At 33.8% G+C, this 20,653-nt stretch carries 19 protein-coding genes; 5 read left to right on the forward strand and 14 right to left on the reverse strand.

Annotated features, from left to right (window positions below):
- Positions 1 to 217: 217 nt before the first annotated feature.
- The 12 genes from ACPF63_RS21070 to ACPF63_RS21125 all read right to left on the reverse strand — a co-directional run bounded on the left by ACPF63_RS21070 (position 218) and on the right by ACPF63_RS21125 (position 15,193).
- Entirely contained in the window at positions 218 to 1,087 is an 870-nt protein-coding gene (locus ACPF63_RS21070; protein ID WP_426481193.1) for a hypothetical protein, read from the reverse strand.
- Positions 1,088 to 1,236: 149 nt separating this feature from the next.
- On the reverse strand, positions 1,237 to 1,605 hold the full coding sequence (locus tag ACPF63_RS21075) for a hypothetical protein (protein WP_426481194.1): 369 nt from the start codon (positions 1,603 to 1,605) through the stop codon (positions 1,237 to 1,239).
- A gap of 2 nt (positions 1,606 to 1,607) precedes the next feature.
- Positions 1,608 to 2,162, reverse strand: a complete 555-nt coding sequence (locus tag ACPF63_RS21080) for a hypothetical protein (protein WP_426481195.1) — start codon at positions 2,160 to 2,162, stop codon at positions 1,608 to 1,610.
- 128 nt (positions 2,163 to 2,290) lie between these two features.
- Positions 2,291 to 2,797 carry a hypothetical protein gene (locus ACPF63_RS21085; protein WP_426481196.1) on the reverse strand — a complete coding sequence of 169 codons (507 nt, stop codon included), beginning with the start codon at positions 2,795 to 2,797 and terminating at the stop codon, positions 2,291 to 2,293.
- Positions 2,798 to 2,884: 87 nt separating this feature from the next.
- Positions 2,885 to 3,382 carry a hypothetical protein gene (locus ACPF63_RS21090; RefSeq protein ID WP_426481197.1) on the reverse strand — a complete coding sequence of 166 codons (498 nt, stop codon included), beginning with the start codon at positions 3,380 to 3,382 and terminating at the stop codon, positions 2,885 to 2,887.
- Positions 3,383 to 3,386: 4 nt separating this feature from the next.
- Positions 3,387 to 5,624 (reverse strand): cysteine peptidase family C39 domain-containing protein, encoded by a 2,238-nt coding sequence (locus ACPF63_RS21095; RefSeq protein ID WP_426481198.1) that lies wholly within the window; start codon positions 5,622 to 5,624, stop codon positions 3,387 to 3,389.
- Positions 5,625 to 5,701: 77 nt separating this feature from the next.
- Positions 5,702 to 6,208, reverse strand: a complete 507-nt coding sequence (locus ACPF63_RS21100) for a hypothetical protein (protein ID WP_426481199.1) — start codon at positions 6,206 to 6,208, stop codon at positions 5,702 to 5,704.
- 120 nt (positions 6,209 to 6,328) lie between these two features.
- Entirely contained in the window at positions 6,329 to 7,906 is a 1,578-nt protein-coding gene (locus ACPF63_RS21105) for a hypothetical protein (protein WP_426481200.1), read from the reverse strand.
- Between the two features lie 30 nt (positions 7,907 to 7,936).
- Positions 7,937 to 11,578 (reverse strand): hypothetical protein, encoded by a 3,642-nt coding sequence (locus tag ACPF63_RS21110; protein WP_426481201.1) that lies wholly within the window; start codon positions 11,576 to 11,578, stop codon positions 7,937 to 7,939.
- Positions 11,579 to 12,066: 488 nt separating this feature from the next.
- A complete protein-coding gene (locus ACPF63_RS21115; protein WP_426481202.1) occupies positions 12,067 to 12,390 on the reverse strand; it encodes a hypothetical protein in 324 nt (107 codons plus the stop codon).
- 259 nt (positions 12,391 to 12,649) lie between these two features.
- Positions 12,650 to 13,129 carry a hypothetical protein gene (locus ACPF63_RS21120; RefSeq protein ID WP_426481203.1) on the reverse strand — a complete coding sequence of 160 codons (480 nt, stop codon included), beginning with the start codon at positions 13,127 to 13,129 and terminating at the stop codon, positions 12,650 to 12,652.
- 3 nt (positions 13,130 to 13,132) lie between these two features.
- Complete coding sequence (locus tag ACPF63_RS21125) at positions 13,133 to 15,193, reverse strand: hypothetical protein (RefSeq protein WP_426481204.1); 2,061 nt, start codon at positions 15,191 to 15,193, stop codon at positions 13,133 to 13,135.
- A gap of 154 nt (positions 15,194 to 15,347) precedes the next feature.
- Between ACPF63_RS21125 and ACPF63_RS21130 the strand changes: the two genes are divergently transcribed.
- Genes ACPF63_RS21130 through ACPF63_RS21145 form a run of 4 tightly spaced genes read left to right on the forward strand, consistent with a single transcriptional unit; the run spans position 15,348 to position 17,252 of the window.
- Positions 15,348 to 15,857 (forward strand): hypothetical protein, encoded by a 510-nt coding sequence (locus tag ACPF63_RS21130; RefSeq protein WP_426481205.1) that lies wholly within the window; start codon positions 15,348 to 15,350, stop codon positions 15,855 to 15,857.
- On the forward strand, positions 15,854 to 16,201 hold the full coding sequence (locus ACPF63_RS21135; protein ID WP_426481206.1) for a tRNA-binding protein: 348 nt from the start codon (positions 15,854 to 15,856) through the stop codon (positions 16,199 to 16,201). The genes ACPF63_RS21130 and ACPF63_RS21135 overlap by 4 nt, the downstream gene beginning before the upstream one ends.
- A 19-nt stretch (positions 16,202 to 16,220) precedes the next feature.
- Positions 16,221 to 16,922: a 3'-5' exonuclease gene (locus tag ACPF63_RS21140; RefSeq protein ID WP_426481207.1), complete on the forward strand. Its 702-nt coding sequence runs from the start codon at positions 16,221 to 16,223 to the stop codon at positions 16,920 to 16,922.
- Positions 16,923 to 16,925: 3 nt separating this feature from the next.
- The gene (locus ACPF63_RS21145; RefSeq protein ID WP_034691980.1) at positions 16,926 to 17,252 is read left to right on the forward strand and encodes an SUF system Fe-S cluster assembly protein; all 327 of its coding nucleotides are present in this window, start codon (positions 16,926 to 16,928) and stop codon (positions 17,250 to 17,252) included.
- 54 nt (positions 17,253 to 17,306) lie between these two features.
- Here ACPF63_RS21145 and ACPF63_RS21150 read toward each other — a convergent pair whose 3' ends face one another.
- Both ACPF63_RS21150 and ACPF63_RS21155 read right to left on the reverse strand, forming a co-directional pair.
- Positions 17,307 to 18,143, reverse strand: a complete 837-nt coding sequence (locus ACPF63_RS21150) for a sulfurtransferase (protein ID WP_426481208.1) — start codon at positions 18,141 to 18,143, stop codon at positions 17,307 to 17,309.
- 226 nt (positions 18,144 to 18,369) lie between these two features.
- Entirely contained in the window at positions 18,370 to 19,218 is an 849-nt protein-coding gene (locus tag ACPF63_RS21155; protein ID WP_426481209.1) for a hydroxymethylglutaryl-CoA lyase, read from the reverse strand.
- Between the two features lie 187 nt (positions 19,219 to 19,405).
- Between ACPF63_RS21155 and pepT the strand changes: the two genes are divergently transcribed.
- On the forward strand, positions 19,406 to 20,653 hold the full coding sequence (gene pepT / locus ACPF63_RS21160) for a peptidase T (protein ID WP_426481210.1): 1,248 nt from the start codon (positions 19,406 to 19,408) through the stop codon (positions 20,651 to 20,653).

Raw genomic sequence — 20,653 nt, forward strand, 5'->3', positions numbered from 1 at the left:
TTGTAGATAAATAAATATGTTTATTTAGATTTAGATTTTATGGTCGTTCTAAAAACCTCATATTCATTAGGTTCTTCAGTTTTAAAATTGCACGTAGTAATAATCTCACAATCTTTTATGTCATTTTCTTTTAAACTGGAAATTATTTTCTTTTTCATCTTTGGGTCAATACATATAGATTTCAAAGGATTATTATAAAAACTAATCCCATCAACATTTACTGAGGTGATTTTAATTTATTTTCATCTAAATAAATATTTTTTAATCGTGTATTTTTTATTGCATCGAGTGAAGATATCATATTTGAATCTAAATCTAAGTCTTCCAATGCTGACAATTCTGTAATATTTAAATCTCTTAATTGATTGTTAGCAGCAAGTATAGATTTGAGCTTAAAATTATTTTCAAAAATTATCTTTTCTACCTTGTTATTTTCAATATCTAATGATTGCAGATAATAACAATTTGAGACATTCACTTCTCTCAATTCATTGTTGTGTAAAAAAGCATCTTGTACAACCGGAAAATTAGTTAATTCTATCTTTTTAATTTTATTATTTTCAACAGAAATTGCTTTTAAAAGTGGAGAGAAAGAAATTTCTATATTCTCAATTTGATTATTGGCAAATAAAACTATTTCCAACGACAGACAATTTTCTAATTTTACATTTTTAATACCAGATTTCTCTGCCATTATTGATTTCAGTTTCTGTTTATTATTTAAACTAAATATTTCAATAGAATTATTTTCTATTTCTAAATCAGTCAGGTTTTCCAAATCGTTCAACTCATCAATTTGATAAATAGAATTATTAGTACAATTCAAATAGATTAAATTTTTGAAATTTTTAATTCCATCTAAATTTTTAATTTTTGAATTGGAAATATCTAAATAAAATATTTTTTCGCACTCATTTTCGTCTATTTCTTTATCGTTATTCTGATCAATAATGATATATTTTCCATTGATATCCTTGGCTACATTTTCAAGTAAAAGTTTACTTTTAAAGTTAGGGTCTTTAAAATTTATTTTTGCTGAATAGCCTTTAATTGACAGTAAAATAAATAGTATTAATATTTTTTTCATAATTTATTTTAAATTGAAACTGTTTAAACTTTGTCTTTTGAAGATACCTTTTTGAGTTTCATTAGGATGTCTGGTTTAATGATTTTAGTCAGTCTTTTTAAGGACTAAGTATTAAAAAAATGAGACCGCCTCCTAAGAAGCGATTTTAATTATTTAAAATATCTTATAAACTGTTCTTCATTTTTAATATAGTTCAGGAAATTTTTAAAATTTCCATCATCCCAATTTTGTTTAATTAACGTAACCATTTCTGCTTTATAAAGTTCGTTATCAGAGTAGTCTAATATTGCAATAGCGATTAACCATGAAGTAGTTACACCTCCCATCACAAAATCATCAATATTATTAACATCAATTAATTCTGAAAAAAGAAAATCTTTGAATTTATCTATTCTCTTTGCAAATACGGGATAGTAATTTTGCTTGCCAAAAATCACTGGTTTCTTTGCAAAGTTTTTTTGTAGTTCAGCATCACTCATTTTTTCTATAGTTGAATTGAGTGGTAAAATATGTCCCATTTTTATAAATTTTTAAAGTTTTTTATCCTATCTATTAAATCTGTACTCGTAATATCTCCAAAGTTTTCAATAATATATTTAAACTCTTCAAAGAAATTTTGTTTTAACTGTTTTATTATTTTATCATTATTTTTACCTAAAGATTTTACAAATTCTATTTCTTTCGTATATGCATTTACTTCAGTTAATACCCTATAATTTGAATCATACAATGATTTCATACCCAAGAAGCCTCTTTCTTCATCATTTAAAAAATGTATATATTCATGCTCCCAAGCAGAAATAGACGCATTCTCATGAATTATAATTTGTCCCGGTATTCCTTCTCTTAATCCAGGGGAATATCCTAATGCTTCATCTGATCTATAAATGATCTCTACACTTTTATTTTTTAAATCAGCTATAATATCTTTTAATCTTTCAGGATGTGATCTTGATGCATTTCCTAATAAATCTAAAACAGGATCTGCTTTTGAGTTAAATTTATCATTCCTTATTTGTGCTTTTTTTGCATCATTAAGTTTATTTATCTCACGCTTCTTCTGCTTATCCTTCACTGTTTTCTCCGCAGGAGACAAATCATAATCCGCAACCTCTTCGCCAAAACCAAAGACCTCATTTAAAATCTTTATTAACTAAAGAGAAACCACTTCATAATATGAAGTGGCTTTAAGCAGTAAAAGTCCTATTTAAGGGTTTTATATGTTGTATAGTCTTTTATTGTTTTTAGCTCATAAATTTCTTGCTTATCTGAATCTATGATTCTAATATTATCTAAAGGAACATTTTGACAATGGATAAAGCTAATGAATTGCCATGCATTAAATTTACCTTTTACAATAATATCAAATCCTTTTTCTGTTTCTAAAGAGCTATACCATTCCCATCTTCTGATATCTTTATCAAGAAAATTATCAACACTTGAATGAACTCTATATAAAAGTTCATCATATTTGTAGTCATCGTCACTTAATTGTTTGAGCTTGTTTACAATTCCCTTAGGTAGTAGTTGCTCCCACTTAGGATCCTCATCACTTAAATTCTTGTTTTTTATAATTGTTAAAACTGCATTCTTAAAATTCTCTAATACTTCTTTTGAATGAGCTATATTTCTCACTCTAACAATCTGATATCCTTTTAAAGGTTTTTCTCCCCTAATATTATATTGTATGTTGCCTGATTCTGTTATCATTTTATCTTTGCAGTTAGAGGTTTTATGGTTGAAAACCATTCTCTACTATAATTCAAGAATGGTTCTGTTTATAAATATTAAGTTATCTTATTTTAAGACCTTATAAGAAGTATAATCTTTAATTGTTTTTAACTCATAAACTTCCAGCTTATCTGCATCTATAACCCTGATATCATCTAAAGGGACATTTTGACAATGAATGAAATTGATGAATTGTCCAGCATTAAACTTACCTTTAACAATAATATCAAATCCTTTTTCTGTTTCTAAGGAGCTATACCATTCCCAATCTTTTATTTTTTGGAATTTATAAACAGACATATTTACACTTTTTAATAATTCATCATATTTTTTATCATTATCATCCAATTGTTTTATCTTGTTTACTATACCTTGTGGTAATAACTCCTCCCATTTAGGGTCTTCATCACTTAAATTCTTGTTTTTTAAGATTGTTAGAACCGCATTCTTAAAATTATCTAATACTTCTTTTGAGTGGGAGATATTTCTCACTCTAACTATCTGATACCCCTTTAAAGGTTTCTCTCCTTTTGTATTGTATTGTATATTTCCTTGTTCTGTCATCACTTTATTTTTTTATAATTACTGCTTTGTCATTAAATATCTTCTCAAAGTCTTCTATATTCATAGAATAAGAAGCTCCTTGTTTCATAGGTAAAGGGTCACGTAAAAATACCTTTCCATCTTCCACTTTTTCCAATACTACAGCATGGCCTTTAAACTCATCTGTCCTTAAACTTACAATTGCTTTATCTCCATCTTCTAGTTTTTCTAATAACTTTGAAAACTTGATGTCTTTTTCAGCAATAGCTGTTACCTGATCTTCCAATCTTTTAAAATATAAAGCCTCAGGAATATCTAAAATTGAAGCTCCATTAGCATCGGTTTTTAAAGCTCTTGCCAATTCATCTTCTAATAATAAAATATCTTTGTCATGTAATGTCATTCTCAAAGAAGTAGCGGCACATGTATAATCTGTAGACTGCCCAAAAATTTTAGTTTCACTTACAAATATTTCTATTTTTATTCCTGCATTCTCAGCGAAATTTTTAGTAGGATCACCTCCTTTTACAATATCAGGGAAAACTTTATTTTTCTGATTAATCTTCTCCTGAGTCCTCCTCTGCTTATCCTTCGCCATCTTCTGTTTAGGAGATAAGCCGTAATCAGCAACCTCTTCGCCAAAACCAAAGACCTCATTTAAAATCTTTTCTAATTTAGAAAAAATTTCTTTTGATCCCTTTTTAAATTCCCGGAGAATCATTCGAATAAATTCTATAATCCTGTTGAGAGCATTCTCTGATGCTGTAATCGCTTTGGTAATCTTTTCCAAAGGGTTCAGGATAAAACTTTCTACGGATTTGGCCAGCCTGGCGACTGCTGCAGTTCCACTTGTAAGAAGTGTTTCCACAATAATATCAATGATAATCCCAATGATATACCCGTAATAATAGGCCGCTTTTTCCAGTGTGATCTTAGGAAGATTTTTTTCTACCCATTTTACCAGACGGACGATGGTTTTTAGCTGAAACGTAATGCATTCCTTAAAGAACTCCACATAATTAAAAGTCAGAATACCTTCCAGCAGGTCTTCCATCAGTTCCAGGAACATTTCCCCATATTCCACTTTCCTGTCATTCACTTTATCCATGGCAGCGACTGCTTTGAAGATAAAGCCTATGATGGAGAAAATTCCGGCAATAATATCAACCAGACTGTTATAGATTCCACAAAGAAAGGCATTGGCAATCTGATAGTTTCTGTACACAATATGCTGCATTCCGGTGAGTGGGTCTGCAATAAACTTCTCCAGCTTATCGATCTGGTTGAAAAAGAAGGTCAGAGATTTATTAATTCTTTTATAGATAAAAGTGGGAAATAAAGTTTCAGCGTTATTCAGCAGACTATTAAAACCATCCTTTACCTCATTGATGCTTTCAAAAAAAGATTTTACAATTTTAGCATTGATTTTTTTCTGGCCCGCAAGATTTTCATAAGGGTTCTGGGATGCTTTATGTTCATAGAAATCTTTGATCTCTTTATAAAAGACCTCCGGAATAAAAGTGGGATTATATTCTCCTTCTTTCGGATTGGGATTCCATCCGTTCTCTGAAATTCTTAGTTTGACAATATTTTCGGCAATACCTTTTGTAAAAAACACTGACGCTCCTTCTAATGCTTCCTGCTTAAAAAAACTGAATATTTCTCCGATACTTTTATCTTTAAGCCCCAGAAACCAGCTTATAAAATCAACTTTATTTCTGTAAATCCCTTTTTCAATAAGGTTTCTGAGTGATTTTGGTGTAACGGTTACTTCATGTTTTCTTGTAAAACTGAGAATGTCTGCAAAAGGCATATCCTTTTTATTCGTAAGTCCTGCTCCCGCTACTGCACGCATTACTGTATTATGATTGTAACGGTCATCAATTTCTAAAAAAAGAATCAGTTCATTACTATTCGGTAAAGCTTCCATATAACGCTGCAAAAGAAATGCTCCGTTTTTACTGGCAAAAAGAACAACATCAATTCCGGCTATAGTCTGTCTGAATCTGCTTTTATAGACAACAACTTCGTCGATATTTCCTCCAAATACAGGATCATCCGAATAGATCTGAAATCCATTACCGTCTACAACGGGTTTCCCACCGTAATAAGTATTGGCAATTTGCCTTGACGTTTTTTGCTTTAATTCCGGAGGAGATTCCTGCACCGGAAAAATAGTCTCAAAAGGATCAGGACTACTCTTCTCCGGAAAGAAATCCTTGATGTTCCTCAACAGAGGATTATTTAAAATTTCTAAACTCATTTTGTGATTTTTTAAGGTGAATAAAGGCAGGGCTTTAAGACCCTGCCAGTGAAATGATCGTTTAAATAATCAATGTATTAAGAAAGCCTGTTCAGCTCATTGCTTTTCATCTCAGCAAATTCCTGTAAATAGCTTTTCAGAAGATCCAGAAAACCTATTTTATTGTTCTTCACAAGCCAAAGCATGTAATGATGGGTATTCACTTTGACAATAGATGTTTTGGGATGTCCGTCCTCATCCAGAACAGGGTTCTGGGTTTCTTCATCTACTAGAGGAACCAATATCCTGTTAAAGTTTTCATCTCTAAGGCTTGACCATTCTTCTTCCCCAATCAGCCATTCAGGAGTCGGGAGGTTTGAAGGTTCAATTTCATTCGTTTCTTTATCTCTTAAAACCTGCTGGTAAAAGAGATAGATTCTTGGAAGCTCTGTATCTACCACCATTTTATTGATCCTGATAAATCTGTTAAAAGTTGAGAGCAGAGGATGTTCAGAGATTTGAATTTCCCCCAGGTTTAGATTTGTCGTATTGATTTCTTTTAAAAGTTGCTGTACCTCTTCAGGGATTAATAATTTTTCTTTCATTGTTTTAAAATTTTGCTTGGTTAAATAATTCGTGGCTAAGTTTATAGACACTATTTGATTGAAAGGCAGAATTTTCAGGCTCTGCCTTTTTATTGCTTTAAGCTCAAAGCTTAATAAAGGTTATAATTTATACAGTTCAACGATATTGGCACTTACCCCTGTATTCCCCATGGTATTCATGTTGTACATTCCAAAGGCAACCGGGCCTGTATAGCCTGTTTTGGTATAGGTAACCGTCTTGTTATTGAAATTGACAATGACTGTCCAGCTTCCACCTCGTCTTATAAATGTTGCATTAAGGGCATAAGTAGGCTCCGCAGTAGTTACTGATTCAGCTGAATTATCGGGAAATATTTTTCCCATAGGATACCAGTAAGACTGAACCAGCCTTACATTCGCAACTGTTTGATTTAGTAGGTCTACTCCACTGGCAGCATTTACTAATCCTACAAAATGAGTCATCGTTCCAAAACCGTTAGGTCCGTTAATTGTTGCAGTTTTACCTGTAATTTCAACACTCATGTAAAAATCTTCATCTGCTCCAATCAGTTGATTCGTCTTTCTTGCAGCGATAAAAGTAGAATCATCGGCAAGAGCCTTTACATTGCTATCGGAACTGTAGCTTACTGCAGCTCCTGCTTGTGTAATTGCGGGTGATACCGCATTATTGTATATTTTTTGTTCCCAAACAATGTTATTGAGAGGAATACGCTGTATCTGAGTTACCACACGGATGGTAAAACTTGTTAAATACCAGGCTACTCCATTCCACAATCTGATTTTATATTCTCCTGTCGGAATATCCTTAAAGTTATAATAGAAGGTCAGGTCAATACCATTGGTATACAGCTGGACCTGTGAACCGGGGATAGCAGCAGCAACAGTAGCTGTATCAGCTGAAACACTATCCTGAGTACATAATTCGACTTTAAAGCTGATGGATGGAAGGTTTAGATTTGCTCCCTTTAGATTGATCCAGAATGGACGGTCTGCTTTATCCACAATTGGTGGTGATATAACAGCCACACTCATGGTATCAGTACTCCAGCCTCCATTCATTTTCGTTTTCCATAATGACCTTTCAACTTCTGTCATTTGATTGGGCATTTCCAACAGTAAATTTTTATTATCTACCACAGCGTTTAAGCCGCTGGTATTTTGGACTACAACTTTTTGAAAATTAGCAATATCAGAATTCTTATTAGGCAGCCCAGATAATACATAGGGATTCCCTAAAGTATTGATCGAAAATGAGGCATTAAGAGTATGACTTCTTGCAGCGCTGTTTGACAGGTTTGCATTCATCATATTTTTTCCCAAATCACCCGCAGGAAGTTTGGCAACATTCCCGTTATCATTCAATCCTATAATTTTAGGATAATCCTGTGCATTTCCGTCTGTCAATGGAATTTCTAATTTCTTAGCTAATTTCTCTCTTGTATTAAGATTATATTGAGCCTGGCTTGCTATTCCTTCTGCCAAAAGATCAGCATTTGAAATACTGACATGATTATCATCTAATTCCAGGGGAATGGTTCCGTCAACAACGGCATGGGTCTTTAAATCTCCGTTTTCGTCAACAGCATAATCTGTGTATGATAGAGAACCTGGTGCTGCTACCTGATAAATAGCATTGGTTTCTCTTTCTCCAATGGGAGGCAATTCATTGACACGTATAATTTTTCCTATAATTGGCATTTTTTTTAATTTTTAAGGTTAATGACTATTTTATTTCCAGTCTCCTGAAATAACTTTCTGCCCTTCCAGTGATTCTACTCCAAGAAGGTTATTATTAGGTTCGAAATTGAATCTGTCTTCAGTAATTACTTCGGAAGGCACTTCAAAATCATCTGGATTCTCGGTAGTAAATGGCAATGCGTGAGCGACTCTCAGTCCAATACTTTCTGCCTGAAGAATATTTAAAGTAGTAGGAAGTCTGGTGATCCATGCTTTTCCATGTTTTTCCCCTTTAGGCTGCTTCATTTCATCCACAATTGATAAATAAAGTTCATCTCCAATTACAGGAACCTCTCCACCATTCCAGATCTTTCCAGTTGCCAGATAGAATTGTACAGCGGCCTCAAAACCAGGACGTACAGTGGCAACCACTCTGGCCATACCACTTTGTAAAAATGCCTTAAAAACAGGATCTGTATTCTCTGCTTTATATAAATCTGACCAGTTTTGTTTATTCCCCCAATAATAAGGGTACAGATAATAGGATAGATTTTCCCATTCAAATGCCTGCTCCATGAATTTTACAAAAGCAGAGTATTGGTCAAGATTCTTAGAAAGCTTTGTTTCATAATCAGTAAATGAATTTCCTTGTGTCAATCCTGACAAGCCATAGCCATGAACAGAGTCTGAAGCCCTGTCTGCCATATAGGAAATACAGTTTTTCCGTAGGATTGTATTTTCAATCTGCCTGTAAAAATTTGGATTTGAATCTTTAATGGCAGTACCTTTATTTTCTTCCTCAGAAACAGCATTATTATATTCGATTACAGCCACTTCGTAAGCATCAATAATAGCCCTGAACGTCTCCTGCTGCCATTCTCTTTTGGCTTCCTGGGTCAATTGGCATGTCGCAACAAGCGAACCGGTGACTCCCTTCATATCCCATGAAACAAAAGAAACTGTAATTTTATCTCGTATGGAATCCAAAGGCATATCTACTGCAGTGCCGGCTTCTTTTCCACAAATATATACAGTATGTCTGGAATTCATTCCCAGTCCATCATTCATAGCACCTGCACCAGCTCTTAAAGAGCCTTTTACATAAATAGCTTCATAATTTTCAGGAATTTTAAAATCATTATTATGGTACACACCGGTCCACCTTCCCACTCCATACTCATTATCAACTCCAATGTTTTTATCAGAAAATGCATTTGAAATATAAATGACAGGCTCTAATCTTTTGTCTGCAGTAATATTATATTTTCCTGCCCAATATTTAAAAACCGCGTCATTTTCCAATGCTGTATAATCCTTCATTGGCATTGCATCAGAAGTCCTGGGATCTTCAGGCTTTACAAATTTACTTTTTGCCATTCCCAGCAAATGCAGCTTTGCAGGCTCAGGAATCATAAATTCAAACATCATACGTTTCCCATAATCGTAAATCTGATTCTTCATCAGTTTATCTACCCATCTGTAAACACCTACTACATGTTTATCACCTTTTTTGTTATCAAAGCCATGAGAGTTATTTTCTTCAAACTCTTCAATAATTTTCTCGATTCTTTCTTCGTGAACTTTTGTGACAATCCTGTCCATAGCTCTCGCGGTAATATCCTGGGCCTGAGTAATGGCTTGCCTGGTGCTCTCATCTCTGGAACTATGACTGGCATTGCCTAATCCTAAACTCGTATTGATATTTGCGTCTCCTGTTTTGTAACTTGCATTTATTCCAAACTGAGTATTGCTGTCTGATGCTTCCTGCATCATTTTAGCGATCTCATTCTGCATTTCAAAACGGGTAGCTGTTGTGGTATCAGTAAGCTGCTCTCTTTCAGTATCAGAAGAAGTAGTTGTCGTATTTTCACTTCTTCTTAATCTTCTGGTGGATTTCTCACGATATTCTCTGGCCATAATATTCTCAATATGGGCTACTTCACCCTCAACATAAGCATGAGTAGTCTGCTCCACTTTCAAATAGTCTGCAATACCAATTTGTTTAAATCCGAATCCTGATGGAATAAAGTTATTTTCATCTTCAGTATCTACGGGGTCTTCTCCATCTACCTCAAGTAAAAAATTATCAGAAAAGCAACTTCTGGCTTGTAATTTACTGACGTAAATATTAGCAAGCTTTCCATTGGTAAACATAATTTTAGCACTTAAAGAAGCATCCTGTATTGTATTAAAATCCAACCCAGGCATACAAAGGTCATTGAGAAAGATTGTATTTCCAGATCTGGATTTCACATAATAGTTACTACTGATATTTGCAGAACCATTACCCGGAGCTAAATCATAAGAGATATTGCTCACTTCCCATGATGAATCCGGAACTGTAAGTGCTATATCAAAGGTAAATCCCTGATGAACATATTTTGGACAAATCTGATAAGTAAAAGGTACTGCCACTGTTCTTGCCAAAGGAATCAGAACTCCTCCAATACTGGTATAGGCTTCACGATCAGTATTGGTATTTTCAACAATAATAGTATTAGATCTTTCAACTGCATTTTTCAATAAAGAATCAATCTCCGAAAAAGTACTCCTTCCTTCTAAAAATTCTGCAAGATCCAGGGAGCTCAGCTCTGCAGACCTCTCATTATTTGGGGTTGCCTGAAAATTATATCCCAGAATATCAAGCAGTGCATCTAAATTTTCGGGTTTTATTGCTCTTAATAAAGAGTCAGCTTCTATTTCAGGTCTGAACTGAAAGTTAAACTTTGGTAATATCGGTTCAGGAATACTCGGAATTTGTTGACAAGGATCTGCCGGATCATATTTTACCTCTGGATTCCTTACCTGGCAATAGTTCTCTTTATTCGCTGCCAGTTCTCTTTTATATTCTTCAAGAATTGAAGTAACTTCATTCCGGTAAACTTCTTCTTTTGCTGTGTAACCTTTTTGATATTCTGCTTTATACGATCTTTCAACAGCCGAAAGGTTTTTCTTTAAGGCTTCATACCTTTCAAGTTTAATCTTTGCAGCAGAAATTAACTGCTGACTTTTCATTTCTTCTGTTGGGAAAGTTTCTTTCGGTCCTTCAGAAGCAATTCTTGAAGCAATTTGTAATGGGGTAATAGATTCATTTTCCATCATCAGTTCTTTGGGCAGAACCACTCTTGCACCCAATGCTGTTTTCATTTCTTCTTCATTGGATACAGAAAGAATATGATGAGCCAGAAGCTGTTGCATGACAACTTCTTTGACGTAAAAATCCTTTTGGGTTACCACCTGATAAATTAGATTATTCCATAAACTAATCATAGGTGGCGCTACAGGAGCAGCCTGTGAATCAGTTAACAACGCTTTTTTCGCAACAACTTCGTTATACGAGCAGGTATTTTTATTTTTTGCTAACCAGGTTCCAAATGCATAATAGGCCTTATAAGTTCTTTTGAAACCTTCTAAACTATTTGAGCTGTTTGGGTCTGTTGAAATACGTTCAGGGTTATTAACATAATTAGCAGCACATGTTTGCAGTAATTTTTGTTTCGTTCCGGTTCCATTAACAACCGGAACATAAAAAGCATTATCATTTTTCAGATCCTGAGGAATAACAATAAATCTCTTATCTTGTTTGGTATCATCTGATAACTCCGGGCTTCTTAGACTTACAAATCTGAAAAGAGTTTGTGATGGGGTATTTTCTACAGGTGCGCCTGTAGTACTATTTTCCATTTCGTTCATTTTGTGTAATTTTGTGTAGGTTAAAATAGGTTGAGATCTGAAGCTCTTTTTAGTAGAATATCTTCAGGTTTTAGCCTTATTTTTTTACGTGGTTTCCGGCAAAAGATGTCCACCAATAGTTTTTAAGTCTAGTTTCATTTCCTGTGTTTTTCTTGAAGCAAAGATCACCCCCAGAAGCGACAGAACATGACGTATAAAAATATTTTAGTGTTTTTTTTCCAACAATAAAAAAACCACCCAATAGGTGGTTTAAAATGTCTGTTCTATATATGATCTTATTGAAGATATACTTTAAGAAATAAAGAGACTATCTTTTGAAACAGTCTTTTCTATATTTTGAGTATTCTATACTTTTTCCAATTCTTCTAATATTTTATCCATTATTTCTTGTGTAGTAAAATAAATTATATCATTTCTTGAATCATCATACTTTTCATTTTCATTTTGAACGAGTAATTTTGTTATTTCAGGAACTTTATCTGTGAATGTTAAACGAACAATACCCCCATATCCTTTTGGGATAACACCGATATTATCTCCTTTTTTAAAGAAACAAAATCTAATTCCGCATCAATTTTTTGATAGCCTTTGACATCCTTTCTTCTAAAAGCTATATTAAATTTTGTTCCAATAATAAAATCAAAATCACTTCTATTATTATCCAAATAAAGTTGCTTTTCTTTATTTATTGTAGGTAAATCATAATATTTAATATCTGATTCTGAATGTACTCTGTGCGAAAAAAGGAAGGGATTAAAAACTAACTTGTTTTCATTTAGCTTTTCAAACACTTCATTAGTTAATATATTCATAAATTTTATTTTTTAAATCTAATAATCTTTTTATAGAATTCTTGTGCTTCTTTAGGTGTTAATTTTTTAGTCTCTTCTAATAACATATTACTGTTAGGAATAGAGTTACTTGTAATTGTTTTAGGAATATCAAATTCTGTATAATTCATTAACTAATTTCCTTGCATCCTCTATGGAAATCTCCTTTACAGCGAAAATTAGATAAATTTTCAGGGGAGTATTTTAATAAAAACCGCTCATTTCTGAACAGTTTCTAATTTTAAACATTTTCTGATTTTTCTAATTCTTCCAAGATTTTATTCATTACTTCTTGTGTAGTAAAATATAAAAAGCTATGTTTAGCTTTATCATATTTTTCATTTTCGTCTTGTTTAAGAACTTTAGTAATTTCAGGAACTTTATCTTTAAATTTTAAGCGAACAACGCCTCCGTAGCCTTTAGGAATTATCCCGATATTATCATTTTTTTTAATTGAAACGTAATCTATTTCGCAAATTATCTTTTGATAATTTTTTGGATCTTTTTTATCAAATACTACGTCATACTTTGTACCTAATATAATTTCATTATCATTATGGACATTATATACATATATATATCGCTCCCGGTCTATTGGTTCTAAAACTTGTTTTTTAATATCATTATTGGATAATAAATCAAGAGTAGATAGATATATTTTGTTATCAAAAAATCTATTTTCAAATAGTCTTTCATAAATTTTTTTTAATTGGGTATCCATTTTTTATTTTTTAGATGTTACTTTTATTGCCTTTCTATAAAATTCTAGTGCTTCTTTTGGTGTAAGTGTTCTTGTTTCGCGTAATAGTTCTAAACTATAATCTTGATTCGAAATACTAGTTGGTATGTCAACACCATACAGTTTATTTACTAATTTTCTTGCCTCTTCAATAGGAATTTCCTTAATAGTAAAATTAGATAAATTTTCTGGAGAAGTGTTTATGATTATTTCTAATTCTATACCCATTCTTCTATTAGGAGCTTGTAAATTTAAACCTCTTAAATCTTTTGGCACATAAATTTGCAGAACTCCTTTTGTCCCTGGCTTAGATGAGGATTCCACTCCAAAAATAACAGCTCTTATCGGGTCTGTAGAAGTTGAAGCTCCATATTCTATTGAGTTAATATTTCCCGTAAAGAGTTCTCCATTTAGACTTCTTGTCGTTCCTCTGAAAAGTGCCTGTATTCCTACTTTTCCCAAATCTTCCGCCATTACATTTTGATCTACTTTTCCTAAGAATTCTATAAGTTCTTCTACTGTTTTTATTTTCCTATCGCTTAAAATTCTTGATAAAATAGCAGCCCCTCTCGCAATTCCTGCTCCAAATTCGGGTAATAGCCCAGCAGCTATATTATTCAGGATTATCCAAAACTCTTCGTCTATTTTTTTATTAGTAAAATACTCAGCAACAAAACAAGGAATATATAATTCTTTACCCTCTTCAACTACCACCTTCATAGGGCTAAAAGGGGATTCAATTTTATTTCCAATTTCGTCTTCATCATAATACATTGGAAAAGAATCTTGGTCATGTGCAAATAATGCAGTACCTACCCTATACTTTTTTTCTTTTTCCAGATAATAAGCAAAGCCAGTATATCTTATAAATGGATCATTAACACCGTCAGAAGGCTTATATTCTTCATAATCAATATCAAATTTCCATGCTTGTTCAAGTTCTTTATTTGTCCAGTTTTTTAAACCCATTCTTGAAAAAGATGTAATTAACTCTTCAATATGCTTATTGCTGAATTTTTCAAATAATTCACGAACGGGTTCTGGATTTTTATTGATTTGATTATACCACAAATTTGCATTTTTTACACCTTTCAGCAGATTAATAATTGAAATATTCTCATTAGTACCAGATGTATCAATACCTTTTCCAGAAAGAGAAACAAAATCCTTCCAAAGCATTTCATCGGTAAGAGCTTCCAAAACAAAATCAGGAATATTTTCATATAAGGCATCAATAATATCAGGGTTGCTTTTAGCGGTTGCAAAAAAATGTTTATAATATCGAATAATATCATTTTTCATTTGCTCAGCTTGCGAATTACCTTTTATAATTCGTAAAAATTCAATGAAGATTTCTGCATTCCCAGTATAAAGTTTTATTGCAATGTATTCGTCATTCAATTTGAAATCATAGGGACTTTCAGTTGCATCTGTTTGTGCATCAGAAAACTTCTTATCTTCTCCATCTTTATAGATAAAGTTAAGATTATAAGTTATTTTATAATTGTCAAAATAAATTCCAAAATTGAAAGAATTACTCAATAAATTCTTTCTGGTATTCAATTTGGATAAATCGAAAGTAGCCTGAATTTCTTTATCATTCTTTTTGTATAAAAAAGGTTTATTGTTTTTAATACTGTTGAATACAGGAGTATTAAATGAGGAAGAACCTGAATAAATGGTTTTGTCTTCCAACAAATATTTTTCTGGTTCAAATAAAAAACTTTTTATAAGTCCTAGTTTTTCTTTTAAATCTTTTGCAAGAAGTTCATAGTTAATCCCCCCTGTATAAAAATCCTGAGACAAAGCATCATAATCTTCAATTGTAGGCTTATAAAAAGCACTATTTTTTCCAAAAGGGGTGCTTAGTGCATACTCATTAGAGATTTCATCAAACGTTTGAGCTGTTCGTATTCCTTCAAAAGGGTCTTTATCGTTTCCATAAATTCCTTTTTCAAGTTCTGCAAATTGTATGATACGGCTTCCTCGAAGTATTCGTTTGCTTTCTTCGTCAAAATCGTTAAATTCATCTAAAATATTTTCCATATAATCATGTTTAATTGTGTATTTTATTGAAACATTCCTAAAAGCAAATATATATGGCAGAAGCGACAAAACTTGACGTATAAAAAGATTATTTTATATTAATCAAGTATAGTATTCTCAATATTTTAATACATTTGTTTAAAACATATTTCAGATGAATTTCGAGCAGATCAATTTACACCTTGAGGCTTACAAAGAGCATAACCAGATTTTGGACGCTGCAAAATATCTAATCCATTCCTTTGATCTTGAACATGAGAACTTTGCAGGATTTGGATTCAGGGCAGAACTTTCTCCCACTTCAATGCTTCTTACAGCAGAAGGAGGTCTGGGCGGGCCGCAAACCGTAATGATCCCTAGAAATTTATTTGATTTTGACCTGAACCTTGTCCTTAATATGGTGGCGCACGAAATGCTCCATGTAAGGCAGAAAGCTCCCGGACAGGTCATTGAAGACAAAAATGAGAGAGAATTTCAGGCCTATTATGAAATGCTTTTTCACAAAGTTTTTCCACAAATTCCTGAGGTTTCAGATTTTCATAAAAAATTCTTCGGGGGGAAAGCGTTGGAATATTATAAAAGAATGGGTGAAGGCTCAGAACTACAACAAAAATATGCAGAACAGAAAACAGAAGTAGAACATTTAATCAACGAATTACCATGACAGTAAAACCAGACATCACCTGGGCAGATTTTGAAAAAATAGACATCAGATGCGGAACTATCCTTTCAGTAAATGATTTTGAAAAGGCAAGAAACCCGTCTTACCAGCTGGAAATAGACTTTGGAGACTTAGGAATCAGAAAATCATCTGCACAAATTACCTCTCTTTACAAAAAAGAGGAACTTGTTGGAAAGCAGATCTTAGCGGTAGTTAATTTCCCTAAAAAACAGATTGCCAACTTCTTCAGTGAGTGTCTGGTCTTGGGATTATATGGTGAAGACAAACAAGATGTCACTCTTTTAGCCCCTTCGCTGCCCACAAAAAATGGGATGCAGGTAGGATAGACACCCAATAAAAATACATATGATACAGAACATCCCTTTAGAAAGAGTTTTATTCCTTGATATTGAGACCGTTCCACAGGCGGGGTCCTGGGACGACTTATCCGAAACTGAGCAATATCTATGGGACAAGAAAACCCGGTTTCAGAGAAAAGAAGAAATCTCTGCAGAAGAGTTTTATGACAGAGCCGGTATTATGGCCGAGTTTGGAAAAATTATCTGTATCAGCATCGGAATGCTTGAAAAGAATGAAACCCTTAAAATAAAAAGCTTTTCCGGACACGATGAAAAAAAAATGCTTAAAGAATTTGGCGAAATCTTCAACAGCCCAAGGCTTTACAATGTCATTCTCTGTGCTCATAATGGAAAAGAATTTGATTTCCCATGGATTGCCAGACGATATCTTATCAACGGGATACTGCCTCCTGCTCCGTTTCAGATGTTTGGAAAGAAACCCTGGGAGGTTCCTCACATCGATACGATGGAACTATGGAAGTTTGGAGATTATAAAAGTTTTGTATCCCTTGAATTACTGGCCCATGTCTTTGGAATTCCTACTCCAAAAGATGATATTGACGGCTCAATGGTTTCATCAATTTACTACATAGAAAAAGACTTGCAGAGAATTGTAGACTATTGTGAAAAAGATGTCTTAACTTTGGCGAATATTTTCCGGCGCATGCGTCAGGAAGATTTGTTGAAAAGGAATATCAATCTAGATTAAAAAATGAAATTTACAGACGATCAAATTGCTGACATTGGTGAGGAAATCATTGGTGTACTGAAAACCGTATATGACCCCGAAATTCCGGTAGATATTTACGAATTAGGACTCATTTACGATGTTCAGATCTCCGATGATGCTGACGTAAAAATTATAATGACCCTTACTACTCCCAACTGCCCTGTTGCAGAAACACTTCCTCAGGAGGTAAAAGATAAAGTGGCTGAAGTAGAAAACGTAAAAAGTGTAGATTTAGAGCTTACCTTCGAACCAAGCTGGAACAAGGATATGATGAGTGAAGAGGCGAAGTTTGAGCTGGGAATGCTTTAACTACTCTTAAACAATATAAAACCCCGAAAGAATTACTTTTCGGGGTTTTTATTTTTAAATTTCTTTTGCTATTTCCTTTCCATCTCTTCTGCTCCACTCACTCCATGAACCTACATACAGATCCGGCATTGGGAAACCTGCATAGTCCAGCGCCAAAATAGTATGACAGGCTGTAACTCCTGATCCACAATGAATGATCAGATGCTCAGGTTTATTCTCTAATAACTGCTTATATTTTTCTTTTAACACTTCCGGGTTCAGAAAGTTTCCGTTTTCATCAAGATTTTCAGAAAAAGGAATATTGATCGCTCCGGGAATATGCCCCGCAACCAGGTCAATGGGTTCAGATTCCCCTTTATAACGATAGGCATCTCTTACATCAATAACCGTAGAAGAATTGTTTTTCAACTCATTTTCAACAACTTCCAAACTCGAAACAGGAAGAAACCAATGTTCTTTTTTGATTAGAGAAGCTTTCTCAAATGCTTCCTCTCCAGAAGAAAATTCCAGTCCGTTTTTTTCAGCGGCCTGCATTCCGCCATCAAGAGCCTGAACTTTTTCAAAACCGAAAGATCTTAACATCCACCAGGCTCTTGCAGCAGCATTTGAGGCATTTTTATCATCATACACAATGATATGAGAATTTTCTGCAATTCCAAGGTTTGAAAGTGTTTCTGCAAATTTTTCTACGGAAGGAAGCGGATGTCTCCCGCCAAAAGCAGCATCTTCCCCTATCTCAGCCAGATCTTTATCCAGATCTATGAATCGAGCTCCTTTTACATGTTTTTCAAGATAACTCTGCTTTACCTCTTTTCCTGTTCTTGCGTCAAGAATGACGAGATTTTCTGTTGGAATATTTTTTAAATCGGATGGGGAGATTATTGGAGTCATTTTGTTGATTTTGGAATTAATACTAAATATGATCATGGACACAATCCATTATATTTGAACACATTAAGAAGACAGATAGTTCAGCCGTATTTTTTTCATTCCGTAGGAATCTTAATTCCGTTATTAAAAAAACAATCTGGATTCCTACGGAATGACAAATTTAACTCTTAACCATCCTAAGATCTATTTAAATTGTTAGATCTGTGAAATTTATAATTTATTCTTCTTAAAAATGAAAAATATCCTTCGCTTTATTATAGGAACTTTCAAAATTCAGGAGATTCAGTTTATGTTCTGCTTTTTCAATGCTCATAAAGTTAATCACCTGTTCAGTAGGCATATTCCCAACAAGATCATCTTTAGCCATAGGACATCCTCCGATTCCCTTGATGGCACTGTCAAATCTTCTGCAGCCTTTATCATAAGCCGCTTTTAATTTTGAATAAGAATCTTCATAACGGTTATGAAAATGTCCTCCGAAGTTGATTTCAGGATATTTTGAAGGTATTTTTTCAAACAAAAGGGCAATAGTTTCCGGTGTTGCCACCCCTGTTGTATCTGATAATAAAATATCTTTCACTCCGATATCAGAAAAACGTTGTGCCCAATGGTCAACATCTTCCCATTTCCACATTTCCCCATATGGATTTCCGAAAGCCATGGAGAAATAGATGTTAAGCTGCTTGCCTTCACTTTTTACCAGATCAAGCATTTTAATGATTTCATCAAAAGCTTCTTCCTGATTTTTATTGGTATTTCTGTGCTGAAAAGTTTCGGAAATAGAAAACGGAAAACCAAGAATATCAACAGATTGGTGTTTCAATGCTTTTTCAGCACCTCTATAATTACCGATAATTGCTGAAACCTTCGTTTTGGAACGTGATTTGTCAATATTTTCGGCCACCTCATCAGAATCAGCCATCTGCGGAATTGCTTTCGGAGAAACAAAACTCAGACAATCCAATACATCAAAGCCAACATCCATCAAGGAGTTGATATAATCTATTTTTTTATCGGTAGGGATAAATTCTCCCCATCCCTGCATGGCATCTCTAGGACATTCGGTAAGAAACATTGTTACTTTTTGATTTTCTCAAATATAATAAAACTAAACTACTTAGTATACTGTACATACAAAGCTAACACTATTTTGATTTTCAAAGTTTTATATCTGATTTATAATTTCGATAACTGATATTAAATCGCAAATAACGTATTCTCAGCATCAAATTTGCTAACTTTGTTAAAATTTATGATATCTGATGAGTACAATAGAATTCAACCCATTGTGGAAAGAGAAATTACTGAACCGTTTTCTTAGCTATGTAAAAATATATTCAACCAGCGATGCAGAAAGTGAAACTACACCTTCTACTCCCCGCCAGTGGGATATTGCCAATTACATTACTGAAGAGCTGAAAACTATCGGCCTGGAAAATGTTTCAATTGATGAGCATGGATATATTATGGGATATGTTCCTTCTAACCTTGAAAATGATGACAGACCTACGATCGGATTTATTTCACACTATGATACTTCACCGGACTTCAGTGGAGAAAATGTAAAACCTCAGGTTTGGGAAAATTATGATGGAAATGATCTTCTTTTGAACCAGACGACAGGATTCACATTATCTCCTGCAAGATTTGAAAGTTTAAAAAAGTATATCGGCCAGACGTTAATTACTACTGACGGAACTACTCTTCTTGGTGCTGATGATAAAGCGGGTTGTGCAGAGATTGTAACGGCTGCCGAGTATCTTATGGCTCATCCGGAAATCAAACACGGAAGAATTGCTATAGGATTTACTCCTGATGAAGAAATCGGAAGAGGAGCACATAAATTTGATGTCGCTAAATTCGGTGCTGAATGGGCGTATACAATGGACGGTGGAGAAGTTGGAGAACTTGAATATGAGAACTTTAACGCTGCCGGAGCTGTGGTAAAAATTCATGGATTGAGCGTTCACCCGGGTTATGCTTACGGAAAAATGATCAATGCAGCTCTTTTAGCGGCTGAATTTGCTCAGACACTTCCGGCTAATGAAACACCTTCAACAACAAAAGGTTTTGACGGATTCTATCATTTAATGGATATTACCGCTGATATCTCTGAAGCTAAACTTCAGTACATTATCCGTGATCATGATGCAGATAAATTTGAAACCAGAAAGAAATTCATGGAAGGAAAAATCGCGGAATTCAATCAAAAGCATGGTGAAGGAACTGCTGAGGTGGAGATCAAGGAACAATACAGAAACATGAAGCAGCAGTTTGAAGGTAAAATGCACATTGTAGATCTTGCTGCAAAAGCAATGACTGAAGCTGGTATTGAACCTAAGATCAAGGCAATCAGAGGAGGAACAGACGGTGCTCAGCTTTCTTACATGGGACTTCCATGTCCGAATATTTTCGCAGGAGGAATCAACTTCCACGGACCCTATGAGTATGTAGCTTTGGAAAGTATGGAAAAAGCGACTGAAGTAATTATTAATATTGTAAAAGCTTAA

Origin of the sequence: Chryseobacterium sp. R2ACT005, assembly GCF_049949215.1 — a bacterium.
Taxonomy (GTDB): Bacteria; Bacteroidota; Bacteroidia; order Flavobacteriales; family Weeksellaceae; genus Chryseobacterium.